The sequence below is a fragment of the Lysinibacillus parviboronicapiens genome (assembly GCF_003049575.1).
Lineage (GTDB): Bacteria > Bacillota > Bacilli > Bacillales_A > Planococcaceae > Lysinibacillus > Lysinibacillus parviboronicapiens.
Genome location: NZ_PYWI01000002.1, coordinates 246,141 through 272,512, shown reverse-complemented (window position 1 = coordinate 272,512; position 26,372 = coordinate 246,141). Strand labels below are relative to the sequence as shown.

Sequence of the window (26,372 nt, the reverse complement as noted above, 5' to 3'; positions counted from 1 at the left end):
TTATTGCACTCATTATAGGAATCGCTTTTTTATATGTTGCTGCCTATATTGGAGATACATTGTTCTCATAAAAAGAGACTACCAATTTAGTAGCCTCTCATGCTTGTTTGCGAAACACACGTACAAGCGAACGTGCTTATTATTGTAAAATATATTTTGCGTATTTCCGTACGCTTTTGATAAAACTTGATAATATCAATCTACTACAGATTTATGCGCAATTCGCTAGTAGGCACTATTGCGCTTTTTGGACCATGAAAATAAAATCTAATATTTTCTTTTTGGAATAATCATTGAAACAATGAGGGAAATATAATATCCCTACTAAATACCCTATGAACGGAATCAATCCGAATACAATAGGTAAACCGTCAATCAAATGCGGATTTTTAATATACACAGCTCGTAATACAAAATAATTAAATATTAGCTGAAATAAGTATAAGGTTAATAGAATAAACATTACACCCACCCCAATCTTCTAGCCGTTTCATCAATCAATGCGTTCCGTTTACGCAACACTCGATAAGTAGACATGTATAATTTATCCGCTATATTTTGCCATTCGTAACATTCCGTTTTATCAAAATATCGCATGTCCACAATTGTTTTTTGGTCATGGTCTAACTCTTTGTAATATTGTTCAAGTGTTGTGATGATATTTTTTAAATACTGATAGTTTTTATCTTCTGCTAGAATAATAGCTTTATTACCTGTCGTGTCGGATATTCGATTTGCTTTACCGCCACCGATATTTGTATCAGTTTCTTGATACGCATTTAGCAATTCCCATTCACGATAGCGCAATTGTTTTTTTAAACCATCTAAATCTGACCAATATTCTTCAATGGTTTTATTTTGATTCGGTGTTAGTTTGCTCATTTTGCCCTCCACATATGATGATATGAATTTGATGTTCTATCGTTCGATTTAAGAGGTTCTAACTTACAGATGAACAATTTATCATTTTTGCGATTAAAACCCCTAGAATCGAACGCTAGGCACTCAAAAATAGATTTTATTAACTAATTGTCATTTACAAATCACTAGACTTAACAAATACTCCTTTAACGATTTGTATTATATTTTCTCGGAATTATATAACAAAATTTTTAATTTATGGTTTATGATACTAGTTAAAGGAGGAATAAAAATGTTAGATGAAATTATATTAAAATTTGGTGAATCTACTGATTCAAAATTGTCTTTTCGACCACAGGAAATAAATGTAATAGTTGGTCCGAACAATTCAGGGAAATCTCTTCTTCTTAGAGAAATTTTACAATATGTTAGTACTCAGCAACCTCAAAACGAATATCATCTGATAGATAAAATTAAGTTAATACATAAATCAACAATAGAAATTGAAGAAATTTTGGATAAGAGAATACGAAATAAAAATCATACCGAACACGTTAATATCATTGATTCAAATGGTCACATTACTGAAACAATAGATGAAAATATTTTCAAACAAAGTTATTTCCAATCCGAACTAATAGATCCATATATAGAGGGATTTTTAATTAGATTTTTAGTTGGACAGTCAACCTTATTATTAAATGGTCAAACTAGGCTAGATTCATTGAAATGGAAGGATTTTACAACAATAGGTGAAACTAATTTTAACTACAATAATGTTGTAAATAAAATAATTAATGATGATAGTATTTATAATAAGCTTCAGGAATATGTCTATGATGCATTCAAGTTATATCCTGAAATTAAAATCAATGGATCCATGGCTCAAATTGTTCTTTCAAATTCAAAAATCCCTGAGGATTTCAGACTATCGATAAAACCTGAAGCAAATGAATTCCTTAAAAATGCTCAAAATAATGAAAACACTAGTGATGGTAGAAAAGCTTATATTGGTATTATTTCTGAAATAATTTCGGGGAAACCTAATACAATATTATTAGATGAACCCGAGGCTTTCCTTCATCCCCCATTAGCTCGTAAGCTTGGAAATGTCATTAGTAAGCTTGGAAATGCAGAGAATAAAAAGATATTTATTAGTTCTCATAGTTCCAATTTTATAATGGGCTGTATCGAAGCGCGTGTACCTATTAATATCATACGATTAACCTATGAAGGTGAAAAAGCAACTGCTAAATTACTAGATAACGAATCTCTTTCCAACATGATGAAAAACCCTCTTCTGCGATCAACTAATGTTCTAGATGGAATCTTTTTTAAAAATGTAATTGTTACTGAAAGTGATTCAGACAGAGTTTTCTATCAAGAAATTAATCAACGATTAAAAGATTTCAAACCCGAATGGCATATCGACGAATGTCTATTTTTAAACGCTCAGAATAAACAAACTGTAGGCTGGATTACAAAAGAATTACGAAAAATCGGTATTCCTACTGTTTCAATTATTGATTTAGATTTAATTAAGGATGGTGGTGGCGTATTTACCGACTATTTAAAATCAGTTAATATACCTGTAAGTCAACATCCTGGTATATGCACAAACAAGGAATCAATTAAAAACTTATTTCCAAATATAACTCAAAAAAATTCGCCACTAAAAACACATGGAATTAAATATCTTTCTAAAGATGACAAACCATTACTTGAAAGCTTTTTAAGCACTTTGAACACTTACGGCTTATTTCCTGTTCCGATTGGTGAACTTGAAGCATGGTTATCTGAAATTCCTCTAGAAGGACATGGCAACACTTGGATCACAAACAAATTCGAATTAATGGGTGATAATCCCGATCACGAGAACTATATAAAACCAAAAGATGATGATGTTTGGCTTTTTATAAAACAAATAAAAGATTGGTTTGATAATTCCGAAAGAAGAGGAATGTAACTATCCTTCTATTTCTCTTTTTTTGAATCGTAATAATAATAATAATTGCTGCTCTTAAGTTCATATGAAATTTAAGAGCATTCTTTAACTCTGAATCTATAAATTTATACTCTTTTTTCAGTGACTTATTTTTCTATTAATTTTCATTTAGAAAACCCCGTTTTTTAAATAGTACCTCGCTTGATGAAGAAAACGGTGATAAATATTGTGACCAATCATTAATTTGCTCATTGGTCTAATTTCAAAATTGTATTTTGCTTGAAATGATTCTAAACGCCCCTTTAATGCTTTCGGGTCATAACGACTTCTATATTCGCCCTGTGCTAATTTTTCATCGAAATCAGGTTGTTCCACGAATATTACAAAACGTCCCCGTTGACTACGAATCAATTCGTTTTCAAAAGCTGTTTGTGTATCTTTTTGCAAGTTACCGCATATTTCATCGATATGGGCTTTACGTTCGACTGCACTTTCTAGGTAAATATCACGCTGTATTCCTAATTCTTCATTTTTCGGAATCATTGCAGAATAATCACCGTAATCCAATTTTTGAATCTTTATCGGAATATCCTTTTGTCGTAAATAATCCAGGATATGGCCATTTACTTGTTCCCTCGTATCAACCACGATCGTGAGTGTTTTTAGGATTTTGTTTAATTCAGTTTCTGTGTAATGGTAGTGAATCATTGTGAATCACCTAGCAATTCAGGATTTTTAAGATTGTTGCCGATTGTTTTTGAATATAAATTAATTGACGATAATTGCTGTTCCGCCATCAAATCTGAACACTCTGCAACAAAAGCACCTTGTTTGTATTTCACTAACCACAAGAAGTTTTCGTCATCCTTCAAAATGTCTGCATCGTAAATTTCTCGCCCTTCAATATCTACTAAGCCTGTGTATTTAATAAATTCAACTTCACTGAAATGAAATTTATAAGTCTCTCCATCAATCTCGATTGTTATAGACTGTTCAGTGAAATCTAATGCTTTTATTGATTCAAAATCCATAATTCTTTGCAATGTTTTAAATAGGTGTTTGATTAACACTTGAAACTTAATCTCTCTCATTCTCTTAACCTCCTCATTTTTGCCCAAAATCAGCGCAGTACACACGTTCTATTTCAAAGTTGGATATATTTATCATTCTTCTTCTAAAACGTCTTAAAACGGCTGTAAATCACTTATTTTGATTAGCGTATAAAATAGCCCGTTCATACAATTTTTGTTTCATAACATTTGATTCATCATTTTCAAATTGTCGATAGTCTTCGTAAATATCATTCCATCCGTTTTTAGCCAATGTTTCTTGCCACTCCATAAACAACGTCAATGCTTCAATGTCCGCGCATATCCATTCGTTAAGTTTCGGATTATGTTGCCATCCACAGGCTTGATGGACCATCATTCGTATATGTTTATTGATTGCTTTGGCATCTTCCCATGATTTGAACCAATCCTCTATTTGATTAAAAATCGGCTCAGCAGCTTTTAATATTTCCTCTGGCACCAACTTTGCATTTTTAAGCGACAATCTACCATCCGATTCATCACGATATATTTCAGCACCACTTTTCCAAATTTGAGATAAAACATAAAGTACCATTATTTCAATCTCACACCCTGACGACCGTATAACTGGATGTAATTCTCCATCTTGGTATGTTTTACACCCACGTTAAATTCATCTAATTTTTTACTAAAACGAATTTTAGATAACGGTACAATCGAATTATCAGCGCAAAAACTTTTGTAAGAATTATATAAACGTTCACTGGTCTCGAAAGATTTGATATCTTTTTCGATATTCTCGCTGAAGAAATTTTTTATCATCATTTCACCATCCAGTTATTTATTTTTCGAAAATACCCTCTACACTAACTAAAAACAGGCTTAAACAACCCTAAAGTTACTTAAATAACTACTCCTTAAACCTTACAGCCACAAGGCTTCAAGGTTGTTTTCATCGCCTGAAAGTTATAAAAGTTATCAGTTGCGGAGTTCGGGGCTCTATATATATATTTATTTTTTATTTTGTTTTTTAAATGAACTCCAAAACAAATAACTAAAATAACTAAAATAACTAAAGTAGTTAAAAACAACTCTTAAACCCTTGGTATGACTGACTTTTGAAAAAGTTATTAAAAGTTATTAAACTAGTAGAATGGTTACTAAATGAGCTTAAAACCACCTGTTTCTTCATTTTCGGTAACCCCTTTAGTAACTGGTTTTCGTTCATTTAAGGTAATTCCTGTCAAATAGGTTTTATTTCCAGTGCCTTTCGTTTTTCCAAAACCTTTTGTTTCTAACATTCGATAAAATGACCGATTTCCAATTTGACGCTCTCCCGACTTATAGCACCAATTGTCATAAACCTTGTACAATTCTTGTGCTTCAATTCGAATCGCTTCATTTCCCGGTTCATCTGTATAACAAATTTCACTAAGAAATGGTGCTAAAATATCCATTTCCTCTTTGTAATTCCCTGTTGCATCCACTACCACTTTAGGTTCCTTTAATCCTGACTGTTGCCACTTCATACAGCCTTCCATGGCCCAATTTAATATCCCGGACATTTCAAGTGATAGCTTTTCTTCGAGTTTTTTATCTCGTTCATGCGGTTTTAGATTCAAAGTAAATGGAATGATTTTTACTCTTCGCCAAATACCTTCGTCTACACCACCGATGATCGGTTTGTGATTCGTGGTAAAGAAAACTTTAAATTCAGGAAGGAACTCGAAAAATTCCTGTCGTAGGAATCGGGCCAATATTGGCTCACCACCTGTAATTGTTTTAACAAGTGATTCCTGCAATTTTTCCCCTTCTTCACTCTCTACTGCTGAAACGAATCGACTCCCAACTAAACGTGCAATATCGTTATTTGCTCCATCGTTTTTCTTTTTGATAAATGTGTCCGATTTTGTTTGCAAACCATAATCACCCATCATTGCTTTGATGATATTGATAAATGTTGATTTACCATTGGACCCACCGCCAACAAGGAAATACATACCTTGCTCGCTAATATCACCTGTCATGCTATATCCTATTAATCGTTGCATATAATCGATTAACTCGTTGTCGCCTTTGAAAATTTGCTGTAAAAAACTTAACCATGTTGGGCATTGTGCCTTTTCATCAAATTCGACATTCGCTAATTTTGATAAACGGAGCTCACGATCATGCTGTTGCATTTTTCCTGTTCGTAAATTTAAAATTCCATTCGAGCAATTAAATAAATATTTATGTCGATCAAATTCTTCACGTTCAGCTGGCACTAATGGCATTAAGTCCTTAATACTGTTCATTCGAATATTTCGTTTACCACATTTGCGCGCCCACGATTTTTCCATATCGTCCTCCGATTTTTCTAAATCACGTAGAACCTTATTTGCGATACGCTCGATTTGTAATTTGTTATCGTATTTCCATCGTTTGCCGTCCCACAACATCCAACCAATTTCGCTAACAAAACGAATGGCATGGCCGTACTCATATGCGATACGCTCGGCATTACCTAGTTCATTAAGACGGAATTTCTTTTTCGGTTTTTCTTCTACATCATCTGCCACTGCATCAACTGTGAATGACACATCGAACTCTGCATATTCTTCTTCGTGCTTATGGTCCAATACGGTTGTAGTAGTGGAAGTAATAGCCTCAGCGATTGTACGTTCACCATACGTTTCGCCTGTATCTGAAAAGTGAATTCTATCCCATTTATCACGCATCAAGGCTGTTTCTCTAAACATCGAATCCATTCTCGAAGCACTTTTCCCTGTCCAGAAAGCCAAATGATTACATAATGCTAAATCACTTGATGAATGGTCATCATTGGTTAAGTTACCGTTATACAGTGAACGTATTTCGTCACCTGATTTACTCCGAAACATTCGCTCCCAAAGTGCTTCATTCGATAACTTGATTTCATCATTTTCATATTCCGCCAGGTTCACGCGACCTTTTATGTCGCTATCATCAAAATACTTTTCAAATATCTCTGCTATCTCATCTGTACGGTCAAAAATTTCATTAGCATTTTCACGATTACCAGTCATCGTGAAGTAGCGTCCGTGTTGATAAATCTCTAAGCCATGCTTTACGCTTTTACGTCCAGTACCTACCACAGACTGTGGAAGGTAACCTTTGATGATGATGTGAATACCTGTGCCACTTACAGAAAACTCCGTATAACTGTCTAGTGTGTCGATAATTTCTTTAGCAAAGTCACTAATAATAGGATTTGCTTTATCTGTATCATCTGCTGCATACGTAACGCATTCATCTATATCAATGCCGATGTACGAATCTTGACGACTAAATACAAACCCAATTCCGTTTGCATCTGATTCTGTATAAAATTTAGCTGCTGTTGCAAATGTGGACCATGTTCTACGGTCATTTGAACGTGCTTCGTTCCCATCTACTTGATATGGTATTTTTGTATAGCGTCCGCCTTTTTCTTCTGCCCTCCACAGAATCCATTGAGGTAATATCCGTAATTCTGAGGGTAATTCGTTAAAATTAATTGGTGGTTTCATTTCATCACCTTTTCACTAATGCCTTTACTTGTTCTTCACTTCTAGTAATCAGCCTAAATGGCATACCGTATTTCTTTTTCATTTCCTCACGTTCCATATTATGATGAATGCGACAATGTGCTTTTGTTATTACTTGTCCAACATGGTGACAATTCGGATGTGGGCATTTAAGCAATTCTTTAGCTACAGCACTCCAAGAATCATTCCTTTTCATAGTATTTCACTCCTAAAAATCTAAATTTGGGTATAAAAAAGAGAAGTCCGCCTAAAACAGACCTCTCTATGAAATTTTTATTAGAACGGCACTTGATCATCCGTTACGGTAATTGAGCCACCTTGTAGTGCTGGTGGAGCAACTTGAGATTCTTTAAATCCTTTTACCTCTGGGTATTTATTTCCGTTGTATTCGCGATGCCCGACAGTAACTACTAAATTTTTGTGTAGTAATAAATCCGCCCATTCTTTATAAGAATTAAATGTTACTCCATTTGGGAATTTAGCAGCCTTTGAAATTGCTTGTAAACGCCACATTGCATTATCTGTAATCGTGAAACCATCGTATAAAATCTTTTGCCCTTGATGATTTTGCGGAACATCTGAACGAATTTCATAATCTACTGTAATTCGGTTGTTACCGCTGTTTGCTTGTTTCATTTCGTAATTGATTACTGTTACTTCGTAGTCACCTAATGCAATTAATTCGAACCCTTGACCTGCTTCTTCATGATTAATTTTGAACATATTATTTTCCTCCAATTAAACTAATGATTTTGTCGACCATTGCTACGGTCATGTTTTCTAGTTGTAGATTTGCTTTAAATTCACAGTCTGAAACGATTTTTGCTACATTATCATCTGTGGAAGACTGCTCACGGATCTTAGTTACATTACTTAAACGATTTACTTCTTCCTGTTCACGCCACGCTCGTTCCTCTGCTTGTACATCCACACCTAACTCTAAATAGCGGTATAACTTAGAACCGATTTCATCAGTGATTAAAAATTCACCTTCGAACAAATTTGTAATATCCTTACTCACTCGCGCCATGTGGTCCATGCTGATAGAAAATACTGTATCAAATTCATATTCCATATCATCTTTTTGAACAGGCTTCATACCTACCTTTTTTGGGACATTTTTGCCTTCGACTAATTCAATTACATAATCACTTTTCACTCGTAGTGTCGTAATCATGTGGACGTCCTGAGTTGTTAAACCTTTTGTTAATTTGCTAGATTCAGGAGCAAGCTTGCCCCAGTTTTGAAACGAGTTACCTTGCATGCCGCCATGCGTTTCAACGACACCGCCTTCTCCTTGCCATTGATGTGAAAGGCTATCGATAATAATCGCTTCACAACCTTGTTGCTTTAATAGTTTGATAGCCATGTTGTAACGATCCGTATTGAAAGGTGGCTCGAAGTTGATATGTTTAAATGAGCCGATTGTAATTCCGTTATGAAGCTGACCGATGTATGTCAGCATTCGTTTATGCTCTGTATCTGCAACACCGATTTTCTTCCACACTTCTTCTTCTGATAAATCCGGATGCGCTTCTTTCATCAGTCCATATGCGAGTAGTAGTGAACTTAGTGACTTACCACTACCCGATGGACCGGCCATTCCGATTAAGGCTTTTTGCTTTTCGCGTATCCCATCTGTTACTTGCATGCCTTCCACACTCCTTTTCTATTAATATGGCAAGTCCTCATCAGGGACATCCTTTTTCTCAGCAAAAGGATCTTCGAATTCCGGCAAATCATCGTCAGCATTTCCCATTGTTACACTACCATCTGGATTGATTGTATATGGTACACCTTCATGCATATCATCCATGTCCATTTGACCATCTGGTGCATCGTCTTTTCGTGGATTACTTTCCATCACTTCTTTTGGAGTGTTGAATGTATACGTTAAGTCGACTAAGAAGTATTGACCATGTTTGTTATATTTCTCGTTGATTTTAAACATTGTTAAACCAACGTTTTCTTTCGCTTTTTCTACGATTTCTTCAGCTTCCTTACGAGTGTAAGCAATGTGTTGTTCTTTTTGATTGAGTAATTTTTTCAATGTGTTTTTCCTCCTAATTAGCTTTCTAATGTATTGAGCGCTTCTTTTAAAGAATCAATTGCACTTTTTACTTCTGACTGGATATACTGCACATCTTCTTCTGAATTGACTTCGAAATCGATGTCTGAAAGTAAGTAGATAGCAGAATTTATTTCTGATACTGCAGAATCTTTAAAGTTATCAACTTCTGATAATGCATCTGTTAAGCCATTTACTTGTACCATGGTTATCCTCCTATGTTGTGATTTTGAATGTTGTGCCACCTTCTGAAATTTGAATGTTTGGAACGACTTGACCATTAGAATCAACAACTTTCAAATCATCCGTTAGCGTTAATTCTTTTTTAAATTCAGTCCACTTTAGTTCCTTGTTAACTTCCACAAATTTATTGAAGTCATTTTGTTCTGCGTACTCAATCAACTGTGGAAGGCTATCTTTTTCTGGTTTTACAATGGATGGCTTTCGAGTAGTAGATTGAACTTTACCGTTTTGTGTGCTAATCGATTTTTGTTTTGGATTTTCGGCTAATACACGCGCATGATAATCTGTGAGTAAATATTCAAAGTAGCTGTTGTTATCTTGCGTTTTTAAGCGTTCTTCCTTAATCCACGCTTCATACTGAGCAAAGAGTTCTTCTTTGTCCTTTAATTCCTTGTTGTTAATAGAAATCTTGCGTAATGCCCAATCAGCAGATGCTAGATTGTCGATTTTGAAATGTTCGTTAGCTTCCTCTTTGGAAGGCTTGTTCACTTTATCTTGTAACTGCTCGTCTAATTGTTCGAGTTTGTTTGCTAACATTACTCAACACCTCCATAAATAGCGTTAGTGTCGTTGATAATTACTTCTTTAATGTTTTCGTTGCCATCTTCAAAATCCGCAAAGGCATCTTCTCCAACTAAATTTTCAGAACCATCAGCTTTTACAATAGTTAAAACGGAATCTTTATTTTTATTAATTTCATCAATTCGATAATGAATGCTAGATCCATGTTCATTTGTAAAGTAGATGATTTGTCCAACAACCAATTCAGTAGGTTGCACCGCCTGTTCAAACTCACTTATATCAAGACCAAGCGCTCGTCCTAGTGCGATTGCTTTTCCGATGTGTTCGTTATAAACATCAGATGTATTGCATTTGGCGATACATCTTGCAACTATTCGTCTTGATTTTTTAGCTTTTAATAGAGCTACAATTGTACGTTTTGCTACATTAGTAATAAATTCGCAATCACAAATCGTGAAATCTGCCTTTGAATTTAACTCACTTACTTTATAAATATTTTTGTGCTCTGTTAGTTTTCCGGAATCTAAATCTCTACTAACAAAAAGTTTATCTTTGCAATCCTCAACGAAATTCTTCGCCTTTTCAATAATTGCAGCACGTTGTTGATTTGGTGTTAGTGGTTTGTCCTCCACAATTAATTCGTAGACTTTAATGTTTTTAGATTCCAAACCATTTAAAATTAAATCGTCACCATAAACCCTACAAGGACCTCCACTATCCCTAGTGAACAATAATCTAATTGGACCATCTTCTTTATAAGCTTTATACGGCTTGTTAGGTGTAATGTGCATCCAATCATTGCCGATTTCCGAATACATTATAATGTCACCTTCGCACGCCTTACGTTTAACCTTGCGATATTTCTTACCTTCAAATTCGATGATGTCCTCCACAGTATTAGTTGTGCAAGGCTCATCCGCATAACTCACACCATCAATGACTTTACTTTCGCGAATTTGATGAACGATTAATTTCAGTTCAGCTACTTCGTTTTCTAATTCATTTACACGTTGTTCGATAAACTTTGTCATTTTGGTTCCTCCTGTGGTACAATACCAGTGATTTTAGGTTGTTTTAAATTTTGTATCTGCTTGTCATCGGTTGCCGCCTTTGACAAGTTTTTTTGTGCCTCGATTTGCGCTTGCTGCGCATCCTCTATGTCTTGCCAGTATTCCGATTCACGGTCGTATTCTGCGTGTGTATAGCCTGTACGGTTGTGCATGGAATCACCTACTTGTTTGCGTTTTTCGAAATTATAGTAAAAATACTGCAAATGTCAGCTGATAACTATACAAAAATTTGATATTATCCGTGGTAATAGTTATCCTCTTCATTTTCAAAAAATCCGTTAATAGCCACGAAAGCTTCACGTTCAGCTTGTTCCTCTTCTTCTTGGAATCGCTGTAACTCCAAACGCTCAAAGTTATTCATCACTCATTCACCTCCCCCTCAATTATCAGCAGCACGTTTAAGCATAGTTGTCACTTTTTACAACCTCTAAAGCTGATGCAACACCATCGATGTAATCACTATGTTCCTTGTATTCTTTTGCTAGGTTAGGTAGTGCACTATCTCCAAAAGGTAATCCGTTATGGACTAACACTTCCTGAATTATTTGATTTCCTAAGTCCTTTAGATGATCTCTAGAATCTATAAGGAGCTGATTAAGGTCATCCACAACCTGCTTATTCGCATCAGGAAATTCGAGCGCTTCTTTTAGATCAATTACACTCGCTCCTTCAGGAACATATGAAGCATGCTTGATGTCATAATGTGTTGTTACTTTCCCTTTTGCATCTAGAACTTGTACACTTGTGAATTGGTCCTCATTGATGTTAAGACCAATCACTGACAACTTCGTACCTTTTACGTTTAATAATGCTTGCATGTTTATTCCTCCTAATAGTTATTAACCTCTTAAATCATCTAAACTTACTTCCAAAGCATCAGCGATTTTACACATTATCTTGAATGTTGGATTGGGATTCTCACTGTTTTCAATCATTTGTAATGTTGAATCATTTACACCTGATATTTTTGCAAGACGATAACGTGATAAACCTCTATATTCTCTAATTTCTTTCAACCTAAGTTTCAATATTTAGCCACTCCTTACTTTGAATAACACAATATGTTGTGTTATATTAGAAACAAGAACATACATTCCTAGATTCGTTGAAAGGAGGTGATTAGTATGTCATTTAAATTTGATGGCTTTGATGAACTTGAAAAAGAATTAAAATCAGTTGGACAAGCAGCTCAGAAACTAGATAGTTTAGAAGTTTCATTTGATGAACTTTTAAACAAAGCATTTATGTCAAAATACACAAAATATAATTCTTTTGATGAATTCTTAAAAGCTGGTAACTTCATCGTCGAAACACAAGAAGATTTTGAAGCGATTCCTGATGATGAGTTCGATGTACATGTTGTAAATCATTCGAGTTTTGAAGACTGGCAAACCATGCTTGATACAGCTAGTTCAGAATACTTTGTTAAAAAATTAAACTTTTAATGTTTTAATTACAGCTTTAAATTGATTGATTTCTTTTAGAGTTTTTTCAAGTTGCTCTAATTGGTCGGTAGCCTTTTGGAGCAATTCCCTTAACTCTGCAATATTTTCAAAATCGATAGAGACTTTTATATCTTTAAATAACTCACTTGTTGTTCCAGCAACTTGTGAGGCTTTTTTATTGTCCTCCACACTCTTCACTCTCCTTTTTAGTTTGATAGATTTACTCCTGTTTTAATAACTGCATTTTTTAAATCCAATTTTGTTCCACAGATTGTGCAATATAGAGCCTCTTCTATATGAAATTCTTTACTGCACACGTTGCATTTACATTGCATTGTTTCAGCAGGCATTATTTTTGTTCCCACTCAATCAACCTCCAAATAGTTTGATAGATTTACTTTTGACGTGATGCTACAGCTTTATTAATCGCGTTACTAATCAAAGCTAATCGTTGTTCTATCGGTAATGCCAACCACTCTGCTACTTTGATTTTCATTTGGTTTCACCTACCCTTTAAAAATTGTGTAGAAGTTATCTTCCAAAAACTGTGACATCTTAGAAGCTAAGAAACTCCACTTTTCACCTTTTGCCTTTGGATAATAAACAAATCCACCTTGTGAAACATCTAACTGTCTTTTGAATTTTTGCGGATACAATATATTTTCTTTAATCCACACTTGCTTTTTACCAATACGATTTTCTAAATCAACCATTGTCCAATAGACACCGTTTAACCTATCTTGTTGTAATTCTTCAAGTTCAACTTTCATGATTAACACATAATCATCTGGCACTGGAATAGTTAAATTCACTTGCAACTGATGCACTAAACATCATCCTCTTTCCTAAATGCATAAAATTTTACGAATATGCTTGATGTGTTCCTGAGCCTTCGGACCATCTTTGCGTCCGCGAATAATGTCCGATAGATAAGCATTTGAAATGCCAACCATTTCAGCCAATTTCTTTTGGCTCAACTTTCGTTTGAAAAGTTCTGACCGAACTTGTACTCCTAAATCTTCTGACATGCTATAGCCTCCTTCCTTAATCCAATCGCAAAGCTAGTTGTCCATCATGTAAAAATTTATTAATGAAGAACATCAAGCCTTTACCTGTTACCACCACTTGACGACTCGTTTTGAGTTCACCCTCTGAATCGTAGAACAGGTGGCTATGAATTTTTATAAGTCCTTGATTGAGTGATTTCTGAGTTGGCATGTTGTACTCGCGACCTTGACGACTAACTAAGTATCCTTGTCCGCGTAACCATTTGAATAGTCTGTCACGTCCGATATTTACACCGTTTTGGCGCATATATTTTGCAGCAGCTTCCACAAGTAAACCTTCATCACTTGTTGTAATTGCATTTGCTAGAATGACCTTTTCTTTGTCATTTTCGATTTGCTGTTTCAACTTGTCGTTTTCATCCACAGACTCAGCGAGCATGTAGAGAGCCTCTTTGAATGTGGAAGGCAAATGATAACCCGGTTGTGGTTGTTCTAATAAGGTTTGTTCCATTTGGTTAAAGGCTTCGATGTATCTAAGTTTGAATTCAAGTGCTTTCTTTCCATTGAAACCCATTGCCAGTAAGGTGAAGCCGTCACGGTTCATGTAGTACATTGGATATTCACGACCACGATCGTTCCTATAGGTACTTTCTTTAAAGAATTTTTTCACTGCCGAATTTTCGACCGTGAGTTTTCTTATTACTTCGTTAACATGCTTTACTTCTTTTTCAAATGACTCAGCAACCTGCAATGATGTAGTTACTGCTTGTCTATTTTGGATAACTACTAAATTCAATTAATTTCCTCCTTCCGATTACCTTTCTGTTACAATTTGGATAGAAAGGTAGGTGAATTTATTGGTAACACCCAAATTTAATATCACATTCTGGTTTCCTTTACTTTTAACCATTGAAGCCTTAATTTTTGCCGTTTTGACGTATTATAAGTTCCAATTCGCATGGCTTATCTGTTGGTTGTTGATAGGTTTTATATTTTGCATAATAGGTTTTTTTATCGACTTTTACATACGTTACCAAACGTTTTATAAAACTGTGAAAGACATATCTGATAAGCACCATGCACTCTCAAAAGAATTTGATAAGAAAAATGAAATTCTTGATGAGTACGAAGCAATGTTTGCCAATCTCAATCACATGATAATCTTGGCTATGATAAACTTAAATGACAGTGAAAAAAATGTTTTCAAAGGTCTACATCATTTGCTTTTCAGACAAAAGAATAAAATTTCAGGAGTGAAAAATAATGAATAACACGTACAAAGTCATAAAAATTATTAATGAATATCAAATTGTTGTTAATGTTGGTAAAAATAAAGGCATTAGCAAGGGGCAAACATTAGAAATATTTGTTCCTGGCGAAGAAATTATTGACCCAGATACAGGTGAATCATTAGGTGCGCTAGACTTTATCAAGTCTTACTTAATTGTCAAAGATGTATTTGATAAAATGTGCATCTGTGAAAATAAAGAAAATCTCATGTCTACCGTTTCATTCGCCTCATTACAGGTGCGTCAACGTTTAAATGTTGATAGCAAAGAAATATCTGGTGGTTTAACAGGAAACTCTAAAATTCAAATTGGTGACCTAGTAAGAAAATCTTAAAATCTATTCTTCATTTCAAGTTCTTCAATTCGTTCAAGGTAACCCATGCATGTTCCTGTGTTAACCAAGAAAACGATACAATTCACCCAAAGTATTAACGTGACAGCGTTCAACCCCTCCACAAATAAAAACGCTGTACTAATTACAGAAAGGGTTGCAAAAATACTGAATGCAATTTTTGCACCCTTTTTTGTTTGGAAATTCATCCCTCAACCTCCCTTCAAGCCCTCACAACTAGCTAGTACAAGAAAGCTCATTACCACCTTCAAATTAGATTAACGTCGCTACCGTCATATCAGCTATAAGTCCGAATACTATACCGTCATTGGCTCGGTATCACAGCTCTTTACTGAATTGGAAAATTTTTAAGCTAAATTATTTGCTAATTCCGTTGACAATAACTAATATATTCATTAGTATATAGACATAGCTAAATAAGACTTTAAAAAGCCTGTAAACATAACATTTAATCCGTTCCCCAACGTCAAAATGTGTTTTAGTAGGTCATATTTTTTACACTCTTTTTTAGCCAATAAATTAGCTTATGTTCACTTCACTAAATTATGTTTTAGTTGTCAACGATATAAACTAATATATTTTTTAGTTTTGTGCACATACGAAAGGAATCATTGATATGACAACGTTAGATCGTGTGAAAGAACTTTGTAAAAGTAGAGGAATTACCGTCAAACGCTTAGAAGAAAAACTAGAGATTCCGAATAATACAATCTATCAATGGAAAAGAATTGCACCTAGTTTAGATAAAATACAAAAAGTAGCTGATTTCTTTAATGTGTCTGTAGACTATATACTTGGTCGTACAGATCAAAAGAGTCTTCCCGAAGATAATGCTGTTCATACTTTCGCTGCTCACCACGATGGAGAAGAATGGACTGAAGAAGAATTAGAAGAAATAGAAGAATTTAAACGCTTTGTAGCTATGAGACGAGAGGCACGCAAAAATAAAGGGGACTAACATATGCACTTATACGATGCTCTATTGATGGAATGCGACACCTTAGAAATTGAAGTATACGAAAAAGAACGCATGGAGAACAAAGGTCTTTACGGTGACAATGTTATATGGATAAATAAATGGTTACCTTCTATTCTTGAAAAGTACTGCATACTAGCTGAGGAGATTGGACATCACTACACAACAGCAGGTGATATATTCGATCTAACCAGTATTGAGAATCGTAAACAAGAGTTGAGAGCGCGTGCATGGGCATACGAAAAGCTCGTGCCGCTCACTAAACTCGTACAAGCCCATAAACTACATATAGCTAATCGATATGAATTAGCAGATTTTCTTAATGTGACGGAGGATTTTTTAGACGATGCCCTTGATTGGTATAAAAGCAAATATGGATTATATGTACCAATAGATAATTTTACAATATGCTTTGAACCATTAGGAGTAATCGAAATGTTTGATTGGATCGAAACGACAACATATAAATCTTAACTTTATTTATACATAAAAAATTTTACCCTAAAAAAGAACACACATTCCCATTAAAGGTGGTGATAGTAAAATTTGAGATACTATGAAGTTTAGTTATCGAAAGGAGAAATTAACGTGGCGAGTTTTACGAAGCGCGGCAGTGCCTGGCAATATATGATAAATCAATATGTGGATGGCAAAAGAAAACCTATTTCAAAAGGTGGTTTTGCAACTAAAAAAGAAGCACAAATAGCTGCTGCGGAAATAGAATTGTTATTAAAAAAGGGCAATCAAGTAATTGTAAAAGAAAAATCATTTGCTGAATACTTTAATGAATGGGTTGAGTTGTATAAATCCAACAAACACATTAATACCTATAACCGTTATTCAAATTCTGTTGAACGTGTTAAGGAATATTTCAAAGATAAACCTATTCAAAAAATATCTCGGGCAGATTACCAAATGTTTTTAAATGAATATGGTAAAGGTAAATCAAAGGAGACTGTTAGAAAGCTTAATACACACATAAGAGCGTGTGTAAGGGATGCAATTGAGGAAGGATATATAACAATAGACTTCACTCGCAAGGTGGAATTAAACGCTACAAATAACGCTAAAAAGAGTGAAGATAAGCACTTGAATTATCAAGATAGTGTTAAATTGTACGATGAATTATTTAATCGGTTATCGCCCTCCACAAGTACTTATCATTTAATTTTATTAGGTCTTGTATCAGGACTACGGTTTGGGGAGTTAACTGGACTAACAACAGATAGCTTTGATTTTAAAAAGAATGAACTAAAAGTATACAGGGCATGGGATTATAAAAGAGGTACAGGATTCGGCCCATTAAAGAATGAACAATCTGAACGAAAGATTTCTATCGATAAGAAAGTTATGAATGAATTTAAAAAACTAATTTTAGCTTTACCTAATAATGAAAATGATTTGGTTTTCTATAGACAATCAGTCATTAAAACAGTAACTAATGAAGGTGCTAATAAATTATTACGAAAAACACTGGATGCATTAGAGATCGAACATATCTCTATTCACGGTTTACGTCATACTCATGCAAGTGTTTTGATTTATAAAGGTGCTAATATTCATTCAGTTTCAAAACGTTTAGGACATTCAGATATTCAAACAACACTCGACCACTACGCACACGTATTAAAAGAAATGGAAGAACGAGATGAAGAAATTGCAATCAACATTTATTCATCTTAATTTTTTTGTTCACCTTGTTTACATTTTGTTTACCTAATTCTAATTTTATATGTTATTCAATGCAATTCTCGATATTCTTTATATAAAGCGAAAAACGCCTAAAACCCTGTATTCATAAGGTTTCAAGCGTTTTTCTTTTTGGTTGAATATCAACCTTCGACTTGCAATTGACGTCCCAGGAGGGATTCGAACCCCCGACCGACGGCTTAGAAGGCCGTTGCTCTATCCTGCTGAGCTACTGAGACATGGTTACTTCCCTATAGAACAAATCTATTTGAAAGACAATATTTATTATATGTGCTTTATAACATAATGTCAACATGAATTTTACTATGAAGGGAAGGATTACCTCGCTTCGCCTGTTTACCTATTCATTATATGAATTTCTTTCTCATATTATTCCATATGTTTAGGGTCATTATCCGATATTACATTATACTTTTGCTAAAATGACTAAAAGAAAAAATAGAGGAATGGACATACATGTTTCAAAATTTAGTTGCCGTTATTACTGGCGGTGCGCAGGGTATAGGAAGAGGCATAGCGCTTGCATATGCTAAAAGTGGTGCCAGTGTTGTTGTTGCCGAGATCAACTATGAGCTAGGCCATGAATTCGAAAAAGGGTTACATGCACTTGGCTATCCCGCTTTGTTTGTGCAAACGGATATTACGAAAGAACAGGACATCGTTGCTTTAATGCAGAAAACGGTAGAGCGTTTTGGTACCGTGCATATTCTCATTAATAATGCAGCCAAGTTTCAACACATTTCTCCCTATGATGTAACAATGGAGGTTTGGAATCAGGTGATTCAAACGAATTTGACGAGTGTCTTTTTCTGTTGGAAAGAGGCCGCAAAAATTATGCGCTACAATGAAAAAGGCGGTTCTATTGTCTCGATTGCCTCTACACGTGCTGAAATGTCTGAACCACACACGGAGGCATATGCAGCAACAAAGGGCAGGATTGTGGCTTTAACACATGCCATGGCACGTTCATTTGGCTCAGATCAAATTACCGTCAATTGTATATCTCCTAGATGGATTGAAACAGGCGACTATGAGCAACTGCGTGCGATAGATCATTCTCAACATTTATCGGGTCGTGTTGGCACTCCTGAAGATATCGCATTCGCTTGTCTTTATTTAACGAACCCCACTAATAATTACGTAACAGCTATGAACCTTACCGTTGACGGTGGCATGACAAAGAAAATGATTTACGAAGATTAGCCAAAAAAGCTTCTTTGATTGTTAAAAAATCGTTCTTTCACACTTGGCAGTACCATCGAGTATTCTACATTAGAACGAAGAATTTGAAGGAGTGATTATACTGTGTACCCCTATTCAAATGGCTATGATGTAAATCCTTTACGTGCTGCCTATGCTTCTCCAACTACCCAATATACTGCACCAATTCGATACATTTTAAATCGGCCCAATGACTATCGTCGTTGCATTAGTACAGCAGAGTCCGATTTTTTGGCCATGAACCGATTGCTGTGGATGGAACATGTCAATTGGACGAGAATGACCATTATCAGCATTGTCTTTGACTTGCCTGATTTACCATTTGTGCAACAACGTCTTTTACGCAATGCGACTGATTTAGGTAATTGCCTTCGTCCGTTTTACGGTGACCAAATTGCAGATCGTTATGCTGCACTTATTAAAGAGCATCTGGTTATTGCAGCACAACTAGTAACTGCGGCGGTGAAAGGGGATACAGCAACAGCACAAGCGAAAGAAACAGAATGGTTCAGAAATGCTGATGACATCGCTACATTTTTAAGTCACATCAATCCATACTTGAGTAAAGAAGCTGTTCAAAAAATGTTCTACACACATTTAGCTTTAACGAAAAATGAAGCTGTAACGATGATACAGAAAAACTATCAAGCAGATGTGCAAATTTTTGATAAAATAGAAGCTGAGGCACTCGCAATGTCTGATATGATTGCAACAGCAATTGTGATGCAATTTTGTTATCGCTTTTAATTTTATGGCACTTTTAATCTCAAATGTATTCATTTTTTTAAAATACCAGCTTCATCGACAATATGTAATTGTTCATGAGCTGGTATTTTATGTTTCGAATATAGGCGGAAAAATACGAGCCGTTTTCTTTTTGGCATAATGAGCGATTGGTTGCTTACCTTGAATGCCACGCTTTATAAAAGGTGCCATTGTATTCGTTTCAACACAAGCATTAACTCGCTGTAAACGCCAAGGCATATGACTAATATCGATACGTATTAAATGCTTTTGCCCCCTCACCCACGAATGATAACGCTCTACTAACCACTTTTCAAATGCATGACTTTCTATCTCACCGGCCTTGGGTTCAAATGTAACATGAAATGATTCATCCGCGTTCGTGTTTCGGTAGTTATGAAGCAATGACAATATATTTCCCTTCCTGCTACATATTATCTCAGCATAGCGGTAAGGCAAAAAATGACCTATTGAAGTTATTTGAGCAATAAAGGTACTACTGACATCTGAGCTAAAGAAATAAATCCCCTTCCGTTCTCTACAAGTTACATACGTACGGACATTTAGTTGTAGAAAGGAATTCATTTTAGGAATGGGCGGCATAAATCGAAATCTATTGCCTTTTACTTTAAATAGGACGATGCCAAGCCATGCAGTATCTTCATAGAGATCCAGCTTCAATTCTTTTGGCATATGCTGCTGTAATTCATGTGGCTGAATTGGCCAATGAAGGAATACTACATCATGCCATTGTTGCGTAAGTAACCACGGTTTCTTCCACATAAAATAACTCCTTCCTGTTATATCTACTATTTCCAACAGGGGAGCCATTCAAACAGAGGAGCAACTGGCTATTAATTATTGACTATCTTGCTGTTCATGTTCGACATATTGGTAATATAAATTACGTAATTCTGATTCTTTTAATAGCCCTAAATGACATCGTAATTGTGGATGGTATTTAATTCCTTTTGAACGTAATTGCTGTACAAACCAACCTTTTGAATATTTATGCACCTCACACATTCTCCTTTTCATTTATTCATACATAGCGTATGCGCAGGTATGATGTGCGGTGACCTTCTTCCCCTTTGAACAAATAAAAAAACGAAGGAAACTTCCCCTCGTTTTTAAATATTTTATGTGCCGCAAAAAGTTTGATACGGACAATCTGTTTGTTGTGGTAATGTAGCGTAATTCTCCTGTTCGGAAGAATAAGCAAACGGCTTGGAAAGCACCTCAAGTAATCGTGTCATTACACGATAGTCTCCATGTTCGACTGCCGCTTCTAATGCTTCTTCTACTCGGTGGTTACGAGGAATAATTGCTGGATTATTGTCTCGCATCAATTGTTGAGCAGAGGCTTTCGATGCCTCTTGTCTGTCAAGCCTTGCCAGCCACGTGGCATACCAGTTGTCAAATTCTTTGGTACCAGATAAGGAAGTTTCCTCAGGTTTATCAAGGGTTAATGCACGAAATGTATTAGTATAATCTGCTTGATGTTGCTGCATTAATCCAAGAAGTTCATCAATAAGGGCTGCGTCCTGTTCCTCTTCGTTAAAGATCCCTAATTTCGCTCGCATACCTGTTAACCAGTTCCTATAGTACAGCTGTGGATATTGTTGAATCGTCTCCTGAGCCAGTTCAACAGCCTCTTGTGGATTGTCATGGATTAGCGGTAGTAACGTTTCTGCTAATCGTGTTAAATTCCATCCTCCAATATGTGGTTGATTCCCGTATGCATAGCGACCTTGTCTATCAATGGAACTAAATACTGTTGCTGGGTCATAGCTATCCATAAAGGCACAAGGACCATAATCAATGGTTTCTCCACTAATCGTCATATTGTCTGTGTTCATGACACCGTGAATAAAACCAACCAGTTGCCACTTTGCAATGAGTGAAGCCTGTTGCTTGATTACTTCCTGTAGCAAGTAGAGATAGCGATTTTGTGCTTCGTTAAAATTCGGAAAATGACGCTCTAACGTAGTATCAGCTAAAATTTGAAGCTCCTCATCAGTACCCCACTGTGCTACAAATTGAAAGGTACCGACACGCAAATGACTGCTGGCAATACGTGTCAGAATGGCTCCTGGCAGTTCTGTTTCACGGACAATCGTTTCACCTGTAGTCACCACTGCCAAGCTACGAGAAGTAGGTATCCCCAGTGCATGCATGGCTTCGCTCATAATATATTCTCGGAGCATTGGTCCAAGAGCTGCTCGGCCATCTCCACCTCTAGAATAGGGTGTCCTACCTGAACCTTTGAGTCCGATATCGAAACGCTCCCCACTAGGCGTTATTTGTTCACCTAGTAAAAGCGCTCTACCATCCCCCAACATATTAAAATGTCCAAATTGATGCCCTGCATAAGCCTGCGCCAGTGGGCATGCACCTTCCGGAACCTCATTACCAGCAAGTATCGCTACGCCATTTTCACGTTGTAGTAAATCGATGTTTAACCCTAGTGATTTTGCAAGTGAATGATTAAGCACTATTAATGTCGGGGACGCAACGGGATTTAGACGAAGTGCAGTATAGAAAGAGCTCGGAAGACGAGCATAGCTATTATCAAAATTCCAACCTATTTTGTTTTCCTTTGTCATCTTTTCTCCTCTTGTTCTTTTTCCTTTATCTTTTCTTCTTATCCACAAACAATCCATGGATATTATCCCCATTGTCAAGATGTGCAAAAAAACAAAAACGCTTAAACTCTTTTGTCATTAGAATGTTAAGCGTTTTTTATGTTCTCATCATAGGTATTACCGCACAAATTGATGTGAAGAAATACAAACATTGTCGTCTGTTAAAAAGTTTACTTGGAAATAAGCATTGCTAATTTCTACAATGGCAAAGCTTTTTTCCTTGCGACCACGTGGCTTTAATAAACTGCCTGGATTGATAAACAGCACATCATCGATCATCTCAGCACCTAAAATATGAGAATGACCGAAGCAAGCTATTTGTGCATCGACTTCCTTCGCACGATACGATAAAGATAAAATGGATGATTTGACATTGAATAAATGACCATGTGTCACAAAGAATGTCACGTCGCCTATTTCAAATACCGCTTCATCTGGAAATGCTTGATCGTTATCACAATTACCTCGAACTTTTTTCATGTCAGCTATTGCTGCATGTGCAAAAGCAAGCTCACTATCTCCACAATGAATTATGGTATCCACATTTGGATAAAAACCACGGACCTTTTCAATGACACGACTGTCCCCATGTGTATCACTCATCACTAAAACTTGCATGGATATCACCTCTTACTTTATAAGATTTGGCAATGTTTCCTTTAGCTTACGTATAGCATTCCCACGGTGTGAAATGGCTCCCTTTTGTTCTGCTGTTAACTCCGCCATCATGCGCTTTAAGCTCGGTACGAAAAAGACTGGATCATAACCGAAGCCATTTGTACCGCGTTTTTCATGGGCAATCACACCTTCACATGTACCGAAAACGGTTGTCGTCTCAAGATTCGGACCGGCAATGGCGATGCAGCAGCAAAAACGTGCTGTACGTTTTTCATCTGCAACACCCTGTAAATTCGCCAATAATTTCACCATATTGGCCTCATCATCATGATCACCAGCATAACGTGCTGAGTAAACCCCCGGTTCACCATTTAACGCATCAACGGCTAAGCCACTATCATCTGCAATAACAATAGTGTTTAGTGCCTTTGCCAATGTCTCTGCCTTCAAGACTGCATTTTCTTCAAAAGTAGTGCCTGTTTCTTCTATTTCCATATCTGGCGCAACGTCAAACATCGTCACTACTTCATAGCCAAGCGGTTCAAATAATGCTTCGAAATCTTTGGCTTTGCCTTTATTTTTTGTCGCAATTACAACCTGTGTCATGTTAGCAGTCTCCTCTCACTTTGTTGGCTAGTTCACCAAGTACTTCCTTTTGTAGTTCAATTAATTCTTGAATACCCTTTTCACCTAATGCAAGCAATTCATTTAATTCCTCTCGAGAAAATGTTGCTTCCTCGCCAGTTCCTTGTAATTCTACAAAACGGCCTGCCCCTGTCATAATGATATTCATATCGACAGCCGCGGCAACGTCCTCAACATAGTTTAAGTCTAAAACTGCACCCTGTTCTGCCACTATTCCAACACTTGTGGCCGCTAAAAAATCGGTGATTGGGAATTTAGCAAGTTGCTTTTCCTCAGCCAATTTAGCAATCGCCTGTGTCATCGCTACAAATGCCCCTGTAATGGATGCCGTACGCGTCCCTCCGTCTGCTTGAATAACATCACAGTCAATCCATACAGTACGTTCTCCGAGTGCCTCTAAATCGACGATAGCACGTAATGCACGACCTATTAGACGTTGGATTTCCATAGTACGCCCGTTCACTTTGCCACGAGACGATTCGCGTGGCGTACGCTGTGCTGTGGCACGCGGTAACATGGAGTATTCCGCAGTAATCCAACCTTTCCCTTGTCCACGTAAAAAACCTGGTACTTTGTCTTCAACTGTTGCCGTACAAATAACTTTTGTATTTCCTACTTGGATTAATACTGAACCTTCTGGATGCAATAAATACTCACTATCCATTTTTACAGGACGCATGGCATCCACAGTTCTTCCATCATATCTTGTCATAATTATTCGTGCCTCCTAAAATCTTTCGCGCACTTATTTTATCATATTTTACAGCGCTAAGACGATTAACTCTCTGCAATATATGATATTTATCATATAGATTGTATTACACTTTCGTCTACAATCTATTTTATTATTCTGTTATAGTAAACCTACTATAGGAAGAGGTGATGGGTCATGCCACAATCAGTGGTTGAACAAAGTAGTTATACCGTAAAGGAAGAATTTTGGAATGCCCTAACACATGGAGTTGGTGCATTATTAACCATTCCTGCTACCCTTTTATTAATTTATAAAGCTTTAGCATCCGGTACAACAACCGCGCTTATTAGCTACATTATATTTGGCGTTTCGATGTTCTGTTTATACTTAGCATCCACGTTATATCATGCCATTCCAACACATAAAGTACTACTGAAAAAGTTAGATCACAGTTCGATTTTCTTATTAATTGCAGGTACGTATACACCGGTTGCGCTGATTGCTGTTGGTGGACAACTTGGCTGGACCATTTTTTGCATTGAATGGGTGCTCGCTATCGTTGGCATTATTTTAAAACAATTTTTTGTTTATCGCTTTAAAAAAGTTTCATTACTTGTCTATATTGGTATGGGATGGCTCATTGTTTTCGTCTATAAACCATTAGTGGCTTATATTTCATTCGAAGGCTTTATGATACTTTTAATCGGCGGCCTTTTTTATACTGCGGGCACATTTTTTTACAAAAACAAAAAAATCAAGTACAATCATGCGATTTGGCATGTTTTTGTTATGGCAGGCAGTGCAGCGATGTTCGTGGCAGTGTACTTATTCATCTAGAGATAAACCCTAAAAAACAAGTCTTACAATCTGTTCGTTTTTGATATTAGGGTATAAAAAAATCAGCCTAGCTTTCATAAGCTAAGCTGATTTTTATTTTAATGAAATACGCTTTATATCGAGTGTACCTTGCTCGAGCCAATTTTCAGCAATTGAACGGAAGATTGGCACAGAACCAGTTGCATAAAATTTATGAGCAGGCACAGCATCTGAATCTGCTAAAGTGCCGTTATACGCAAGCATTTCCTGAACATCCTTTGCTGTTTCTTCCGCAGATGATAGCACGAAAACATCTTCGCCAACAACTGCTTCAATTTGTTTTTGCAAAATAGGATAATGCGTACATCCTAAAATCACCGTATCAAATTGTTCATTTTTTAACGGTTTTAAGCCTTCTGCAATTAAATTATTTGCAAAATCACCTTTATATTCGCCACTTTCTACAAGTGGGACGAATGTTGGACAGGCTAATGGAATAATCTGTGTTGACGTACTCAGTGACATCAATGCTTCCTCATACGCCCCACTTTTAATAGTACCTTCTGTTGCAAGCACAACGACTTCATGTCGCTTCGTTTTCTTTACAGCTGCACGTGCGCCAGCATTAATAACGCCTAGTACCGGAAAAGGCATATTTCTTTGTAAACTTTCGAGTGCTACTGCAGTCGCTGTATTACAAGCAATGACGAGCATTTTAATATTCATTTTTTCAAGTGCTTTTGCCATTTGCCAAGTAAAATTCCGTACTTCTTGTCGAGTTCGTGGACCATATGGACATCTTGCTGTATCACCAATATAATAAATCGTTTCATTTGGTAATCGCTTCATTATTTCTTTTGCTACGGTTAAACCGCCTACTCCTGAATCAATAACGCCTATCGGGGCATTCATACTTTCCGCC

The 26,372-nt window shown here is 36.1% G+C and carries 40 protein-coding genes and 1 tRNA gene; 10 read left to right on the top strand and 31 right to left on the bottom strand.

The annotated features are described in order from the left end of the window. Window positions 1–462: 462 nt before the first annotated feature. A complete protein-coding gene (locus C9J35_RS03750) occupies window positions 463–882 on the bottom strand; it encodes a DUF722 domain-containing protein (protein WP_107923475.1) in 420 nt (139 codons plus the stop codon). A 271-nt stretch (window positions 883–1,153) separates the two neighbouring features. On the opposite strand from C9J35_RS03750, the gene C9J35_RS03745 reads away from it, so the two are divergent. Then, entirely contained in the window at window positions 1,154–2,827 is a 1,674-nt protein-coding gene (locus C9J35_RS03745; protein ID WP_107923474.1) for an AAA family ATPase, read from the top strand. Between the two features lie 147 nt (window positions 2,828–2,974). On the opposite strand, the gene C9J35_RS03740 is transcribed toward C9J35_RS03745, so the two are convergent. From C9J35_RS03740 to C9J35_RS03670, 16 genes are all read right to left on the bottom strand, one after another. After that, complete coding sequence (locus C9J35_RS03740; RefSeq protein WP_107923473.1) at window positions 2,975–3,514, bottom strand: ERCC4 domain-containing protein; 540 nt, start codon at window positions 3,512–3,514, stop codon at window positions 2,975–2,977. After that, window positions 3,511–3,897 (bottom strand): YopX family protein, encoded by a 387-nt coding sequence (locus C9J35_RS03735; protein WP_054767307.1) that lies wholly within the window; start codon window positions 3,895–3,897, stop codon window positions 3,511–3,513. The genes C9J35_RS03740 and C9J35_RS03735 overlap by 4 nt, the downstream gene beginning before the upstream one ends. 109 nt (window positions 3,898–4,006) lie before the next feature. Continuing rightward, window positions 4,007–4,432: a hypothetical protein gene (locus C9J35_RS03730; protein WP_327322689.1), complete on the bottom strand. Its 426-nt coding sequence runs from the start codon at window positions 4,430–4,432 to the stop codon at window positions 4,007–4,009. Then, window positions 4,432–4,659: a primase-like DNA-binding domain-containing protein gene (locus C9J35_RS24815; RefSeq protein ID WP_369122286.1), complete on the bottom strand. Its 228-nt coding sequence runs from the start codon at window positions 4,657–4,659 to the stop codon at window positions 4,432–4,434. Before C9J35_RS24815 ends, C9J35_RS03730 begins: the two co-directional genes overlap by 1 nt. A 338-nt stretch (window positions 4,660–4,997) precedes the next feature. Further along, window positions 4,998–7,367 (bottom strand): phage/plasmid primase, P4 family, encoded by a 2,370-nt coding sequence (locus C9J35_RS03720; RefSeq protein ID WP_107923471.1) that lies wholly within the window; start codon window positions 7,365–7,367, stop codon window positions 4,998–5,000. 4 nt (window positions 7,368–7,371) lie between these two features. Further along, entirely contained in the window at window positions 7,372–7,581 is a 210-nt protein-coding gene (locus tag C9J35_RS03715; RefSeq protein ID WP_054767305.1) for a hypothetical protein, read from the bottom strand. Between the two features lie 80 nt (window positions 7,582–7,661). Continuing rightward, window positions 7,662–8,108, bottom strand: a complete 447-nt coding sequence (locus C9J35_RS03710; RefSeq protein ID WP_054767304.1) for a DUF669 domain-containing protein — start codon at window positions 8,106–8,108, stop codon at window positions 7,662–7,664. Window position 8,109: 1 nt separating this feature from the next. Continuing rightward, a complete protein-coding gene (locus tag C9J35_RS03705) occupies window positions 8,110–9,036 on the bottom strand; it encodes a DEAD/DEAH box helicase family protein (protein ID WP_107923470.1) in 927 nt (308 codons plus the stop codon). Between the two features lie 21 nt (window positions 9,037–9,057). Then, window positions 9,058–9,435, bottom strand: a complete 378-nt coding sequence (locus tag C9J35_RS03700) for an organic solvent tolerance protein OstA (RefSeq protein WP_107923469.1) — start codon at window positions 9,433–9,435, stop codon at window positions 9,058–9,060. A 17-nt stretch (window positions 9,436–9,452) separates the two neighbouring features. Further along, the gene (locus C9J35_RS03695; protein ID WP_054767302.1) at window positions 9,453–9,659 is read right to left on the bottom strand and encodes a hypothetical protein; all 207 of its coding nucleotides are present in this window, start codon (window positions 9,657–9,659) and stop codon (window positions 9,453–9,455) included. A 10-nt stretch (window positions 9,660–9,669) separates the two neighbouring features. Next, window positions 9,670–10,233 carry a host-nuclease inhibitor Gam family protein gene (locus C9J35_RS03690; protein ID WP_107923468.1) on the bottom strand — a complete coding sequence of 188 codons (564 nt, stop codon included), beginning with the start codon at window positions 10,231–10,233 and terminating at the stop codon, window positions 9,670–9,672. After that, a complete protein-coding gene (locus tag C9J35_RS03685) occupies window positions 10,233–11,249 on the bottom strand; it encodes a hypothetical protein (protein WP_054767300.1) in 1,017 nt (338 codons plus the stop codon). The genes C9J35_RS03690 and C9J35_RS03685 overlap by 1 nt, the downstream gene beginning before the upstream one ends. After that, the gene (locus C9J35_RS03680) at window positions 11,246–11,440 is read right to left on the bottom strand and encodes a hypothetical protein (protein ID WP_107923467.1); all 195 of its coding nucleotides are present in this window, start codon (window positions 11,438–11,440) and stop codon (window positions 11,246–11,248) included. The genes C9J35_RS03685 and C9J35_RS03680 overlap by 4 nt, the downstream gene beginning before the upstream one ends. A gap of 83 nt (window positions 11,441–11,523) precedes the next feature. After that, a complete protein-coding gene (locus tag C9J35_RS24475) occupies window positions 11,524–11,652 on the bottom strand; it encodes a hypothetical protein (protein ID WP_268807904.1) in 129 nt (42 codons plus the stop codon). 34 nt (window positions 11,653–11,686) lie between these two features. Further along, on the bottom strand, window positions 11,687–12,106 hold the full coding sequence (locus C9J35_RS03675) for a hypothetical protein (protein ID WP_054767298.1): 420 nt from the start codon (window positions 12,104–12,106) through the stop codon (window positions 11,687–11,689). Window positions 12,107–12,127: 21 nt separating this feature from the next. Then, window positions 12,128–12,316 (bottom strand): helix-turn-helix transcriptional regulator, encoded by a 189-nt coding sequence (locus C9J35_RS03670; RefSeq protein WP_054767297.1) that lies wholly within the window; start codon window positions 12,314–12,316, stop codon window positions 12,128–12,130. 96 nt (window positions 12,317–12,412) lie between these two features. Here C9J35_RS03670 and C9J35_RS03665 point away from each other — a divergent pair, with 96 nt between their 5' ends. After that, window positions 12,413–12,733 carry a hypothetical protein gene (locus C9J35_RS03665; protein WP_107923466.1) on the top strand — a complete coding sequence of 107 codons (321 nt, stop codon included), beginning with the start codon at window positions 12,413–12,415 and terminating at the stop codon, window positions 12,731–12,733. Here the strand turns inward: C9J35_RS03665 and C9J35_RS03660 are convergent. From C9J35_RS03660 to C9J35_RS03645, 5 genes are all read right to left on the bottom strand, one after another. After that, window positions 12,722–12,922 (bottom strand): hypothetical protein, encoded by a 201-nt coding sequence (locus C9J35_RS03660; RefSeq protein ID WP_107923465.1) that lies wholly within the window; start codon window positions 12,920–12,922, stop codon window positions 12,722–12,724. The genes C9J35_RS03665 and C9J35_RS03660 overlap by 12 nt on opposite strands. Before the next feature lie 17 nt (window positions 12,923–12,939). Further along, window positions 12,940–13,098, bottom strand: coding sequence for a hypothetical protein (locus tag C9J35_RS23460; protein WP_167395913.1), 159 nt, complete (start codon window positions 13,096–13,098; stop codon window positions 12,940–12,942). Between the two features lie 141 nt (window positions 13,099–13,239). Then, window positions 13,240–13,560 (bottom strand): DUF771 domain-containing protein, encoded by a 321-nt coding sequence (locus C9J35_RS03655; protein ID WP_054767295.1) that lies wholly within the window; start codon window positions 13,558–13,560, stop codon window positions 13,240–13,242. A gap of 18 nt (window positions 13,561–13,578) precedes the next feature. Continuing rightward, complete coding sequence (locus C9J35_RS03650) at window positions 13,579–13,761, bottom strand: helix-turn-helix domain-containing protein (protein ID WP_054767294.1); 183 nt, start codon at window positions 13,759–13,761, stop codon at window positions 13,579–13,581. A 16-nt stretch (window positions 13,762–13,777) separates the two neighbouring features. Beyond that, window positions 13,778–14,536 carry a phage regulatory protein/antirepressor Ant gene (locus C9J35_RS03645; protein ID WP_107923464.1) on the bottom strand — a complete coding sequence of 253 codons (759 nt, stop codon included), beginning with the start codon at window positions 14,534–14,536 and terminating at the stop codon, window positions 13,778–13,780. 61 nt (window positions 14,537–14,597) lie between these two features. Here C9J35_RS03645 and C9J35_RS03640 point away from each other — a divergent pair, with 61 nt between their 5' ends. After that, window positions 14,598–15,011: a hypothetical protein gene (locus tag C9J35_RS03640; RefSeq protein ID WP_107923463.1), complete on the top strand. Its 414-nt coding sequence runs from the start codon at window positions 14,598–14,600 to the stop codon at window positions 15,009–15,011. Beyond that, window positions 15,004–15,363, top strand: a complete 360-nt coding sequence (locus tag C9J35_RS03635; protein ID WP_054767291.1) for a hypothetical protein — start codon at window positions 15,004–15,006, stop codon at window positions 15,361–15,363. Before C9J35_RS03640 ends, C9J35_RS03635 begins: the two co-directional genes overlap by 8 nt. On the opposite strand, the gene C9J35_RS03630 is transcribed toward C9J35_RS03635, so the two are convergent. Further along, entirely contained in the window at window positions 15,360–15,569 is a 210-nt protein-coding gene (locus C9J35_RS03630; protein ID WP_107923462.1) for a hypothetical protein, read from the bottom strand. The two genes, C9J35_RS03635 and C9J35_RS03630, sit on opposite strands and share 4 nt — an antisense overlap. 428 nt (window positions 15,570–15,997) lie before the next feature. Here C9J35_RS03630 and C9J35_RS03625 point away from each other — a divergent pair, with 428 nt between their 5' ends. The 3 genes from C9J35_RS03625 to C9J35_RS03615 all read left to right on the top strand — a co-directional run bounded on the left by C9J35_RS03625 (window position 15,998) and on the right by C9J35_RS03615 (window position 18,040). Then, window positions 15,998–16,339, top strand: coding sequence for a helix-turn-helix domain-containing protein (locus C9J35_RS03625; protein WP_054767290.1), 342 nt, complete (start codon window positions 15,998–16,000; stop codon window positions 16,337–16,339). A 3-nt stretch (window positions 16,340–16,342) separates the two neighbouring features. After that, window positions 16,343–16,831, top strand: coding sequence for an ImmA/IrrE family metallo-endopeptidase (locus C9J35_RS03620; protein ID WP_107923461.1), 489 nt, complete (start codon window positions 16,343–16,345; stop codon window positions 16,829–16,831). Between the two features lie 114 nt (window positions 16,832–16,945). Further along, window positions 16,946–18,040, top strand: coding sequence for a site-specific integrase (locus C9J35_RS03615; RefSeq protein WP_107923460.1), 1,095 nt, complete (start codon window positions 16,946–16,948; stop codon window positions 18,038–18,040). Window positions 18,041–18,211: 171 nt separating this feature from the next. Here C9J35_RS03615 and C9J35_RS03610 read toward each other — a convergent pair. Then, a tRNA-Arg gene (locus C9J35_RS03610) sits at window positions 18,212–18,285 on the bottom strand. Between the two features lie 238 nt (window positions 18,286–18,523). Between C9J35_RS03610 and C9J35_RS03605 the strand changes: the two genes are divergently transcribed. Both C9J35_RS03605 and C9J35_RS03600 read left to right on the top strand, forming a co-directional pair. After that, window positions 18,524–19,270: an SDR family oxidoreductase gene (locus C9J35_RS03605; RefSeq protein WP_107923459.1), complete on the top strand. Its 747-nt coding sequence runs from the start codon at window positions 18,524–18,526 to the stop codon at window positions 19,268–19,270. A gap of 102 nt (window positions 19,271–19,372) precedes the next feature. Further along, window positions 19,373–20,035: a hypothetical protein gene (locus tag C9J35_RS03600; protein ID WP_107923458.1), complete on the top strand. Its 663-nt coding sequence runs from the start codon at window positions 19,373–19,375 to the stop codon at window positions 20,033–20,035. Window positions 20,036–20,122: 87 nt separating this feature from the next. Here C9J35_RS03600 and C9J35_RS03595 read toward each other — a convergent pair whose 3' ends face one another. The 6 genes from C9J35_RS03595 to rph form a co-directional block, all read right to left on the bottom strand. Continuing rightward, window positions 20,123–20,815 carry a YqjF family protein gene (locus C9J35_RS03595; protein WP_107923457.1) on the bottom strand — a complete coding sequence of 231 codons (693 nt, stop codon included), beginning with the start codon at window positions 20,813–20,815 and terminating at the stop codon, window positions 20,123–20,125. Between the two features lie 75 nt (window positions 20,816–20,890). Next, a complete protein-coding gene (locus C9J35_RS03590; protein WP_193767085.1) occupies window positions 20,891–21,058 on the bottom strand; it encodes a DUF2639 domain-containing protein in 168 nt (55 codons plus the stop codon). Between the two features lie 113 nt (window positions 21,059–21,171). Continuing rightward, window positions 21,172–22,638, bottom strand: coding sequence for a protein adenylyltransferase SelO (locus tag C9J35_RS03585; protein ID WP_201262035.1), 1,467 nt, complete (start codon window positions 22,636–22,638; stop codon window positions 21,172–21,174). Window positions 22,639–22,794: 156 nt separating this feature from the next. After that, window positions 22,795–23,295 (bottom strand): metallophosphoesterase, encoded by a 501-nt coding sequence (locus C9J35_RS03580; RefSeq protein WP_107923454.1) that lies wholly within the window; start codon window positions 23,293–23,295, stop codon window positions 22,795–22,797. 12 nt (window positions 23,296–23,307) lie between these two features. Next, window positions 23,308–23,901 carry an XTP/dITP diphosphatase gene (locus C9J35_RS03575; RefSeq protein ID WP_107923453.1) on the bottom strand — a complete coding sequence of 198 codons (594 nt, stop codon included), beginning with the start codon at window positions 23,899–23,901 and terminating at the stop codon, window positions 23,308–23,310. A gap of 1 nt (window position 23,902) precedes the next feature. Further along, complete coding sequence (gene rph, locus C9J35_RS03570; protein WP_054767287.1) at window positions 23,903–24,652, bottom strand: ribonuclease PH; 750 nt, start codon at window positions 24,650–24,652, stop codon at window positions 23,903–23,905. Window positions 24,653–24,829: 177 nt separating this feature from the next. On the opposite strand from rph, the gene trhA reads away from it, so the two are divergent. After that, window positions 24,830–25,471, top strand: coding sequence for a PAQR family membrane homeostasis protein TrhA (gene trhA / locus C9J35_RS03565; protein WP_107923452.1), 642 nt, complete (start codon window positions 24,830–24,832; stop codon window positions 25,469–25,471). Window positions 25,472–25,564: 93 nt separating this feature from the next. Here trhA and racE read toward each other — a convergent pair whose 3' ends face one another. Next, window positions 25,565–26,362, bottom strand: a complete 798-nt coding sequence (racE, locus tag C9J35_RS03560) for a glutamate racemase (RefSeq protein ID WP_107923451.1) — start codon at window positions 26,360–26,362, stop codon at window positions 25,565–25,567. Window positions 26,363–26,372 lie beyond the last annotated feature (10 nt).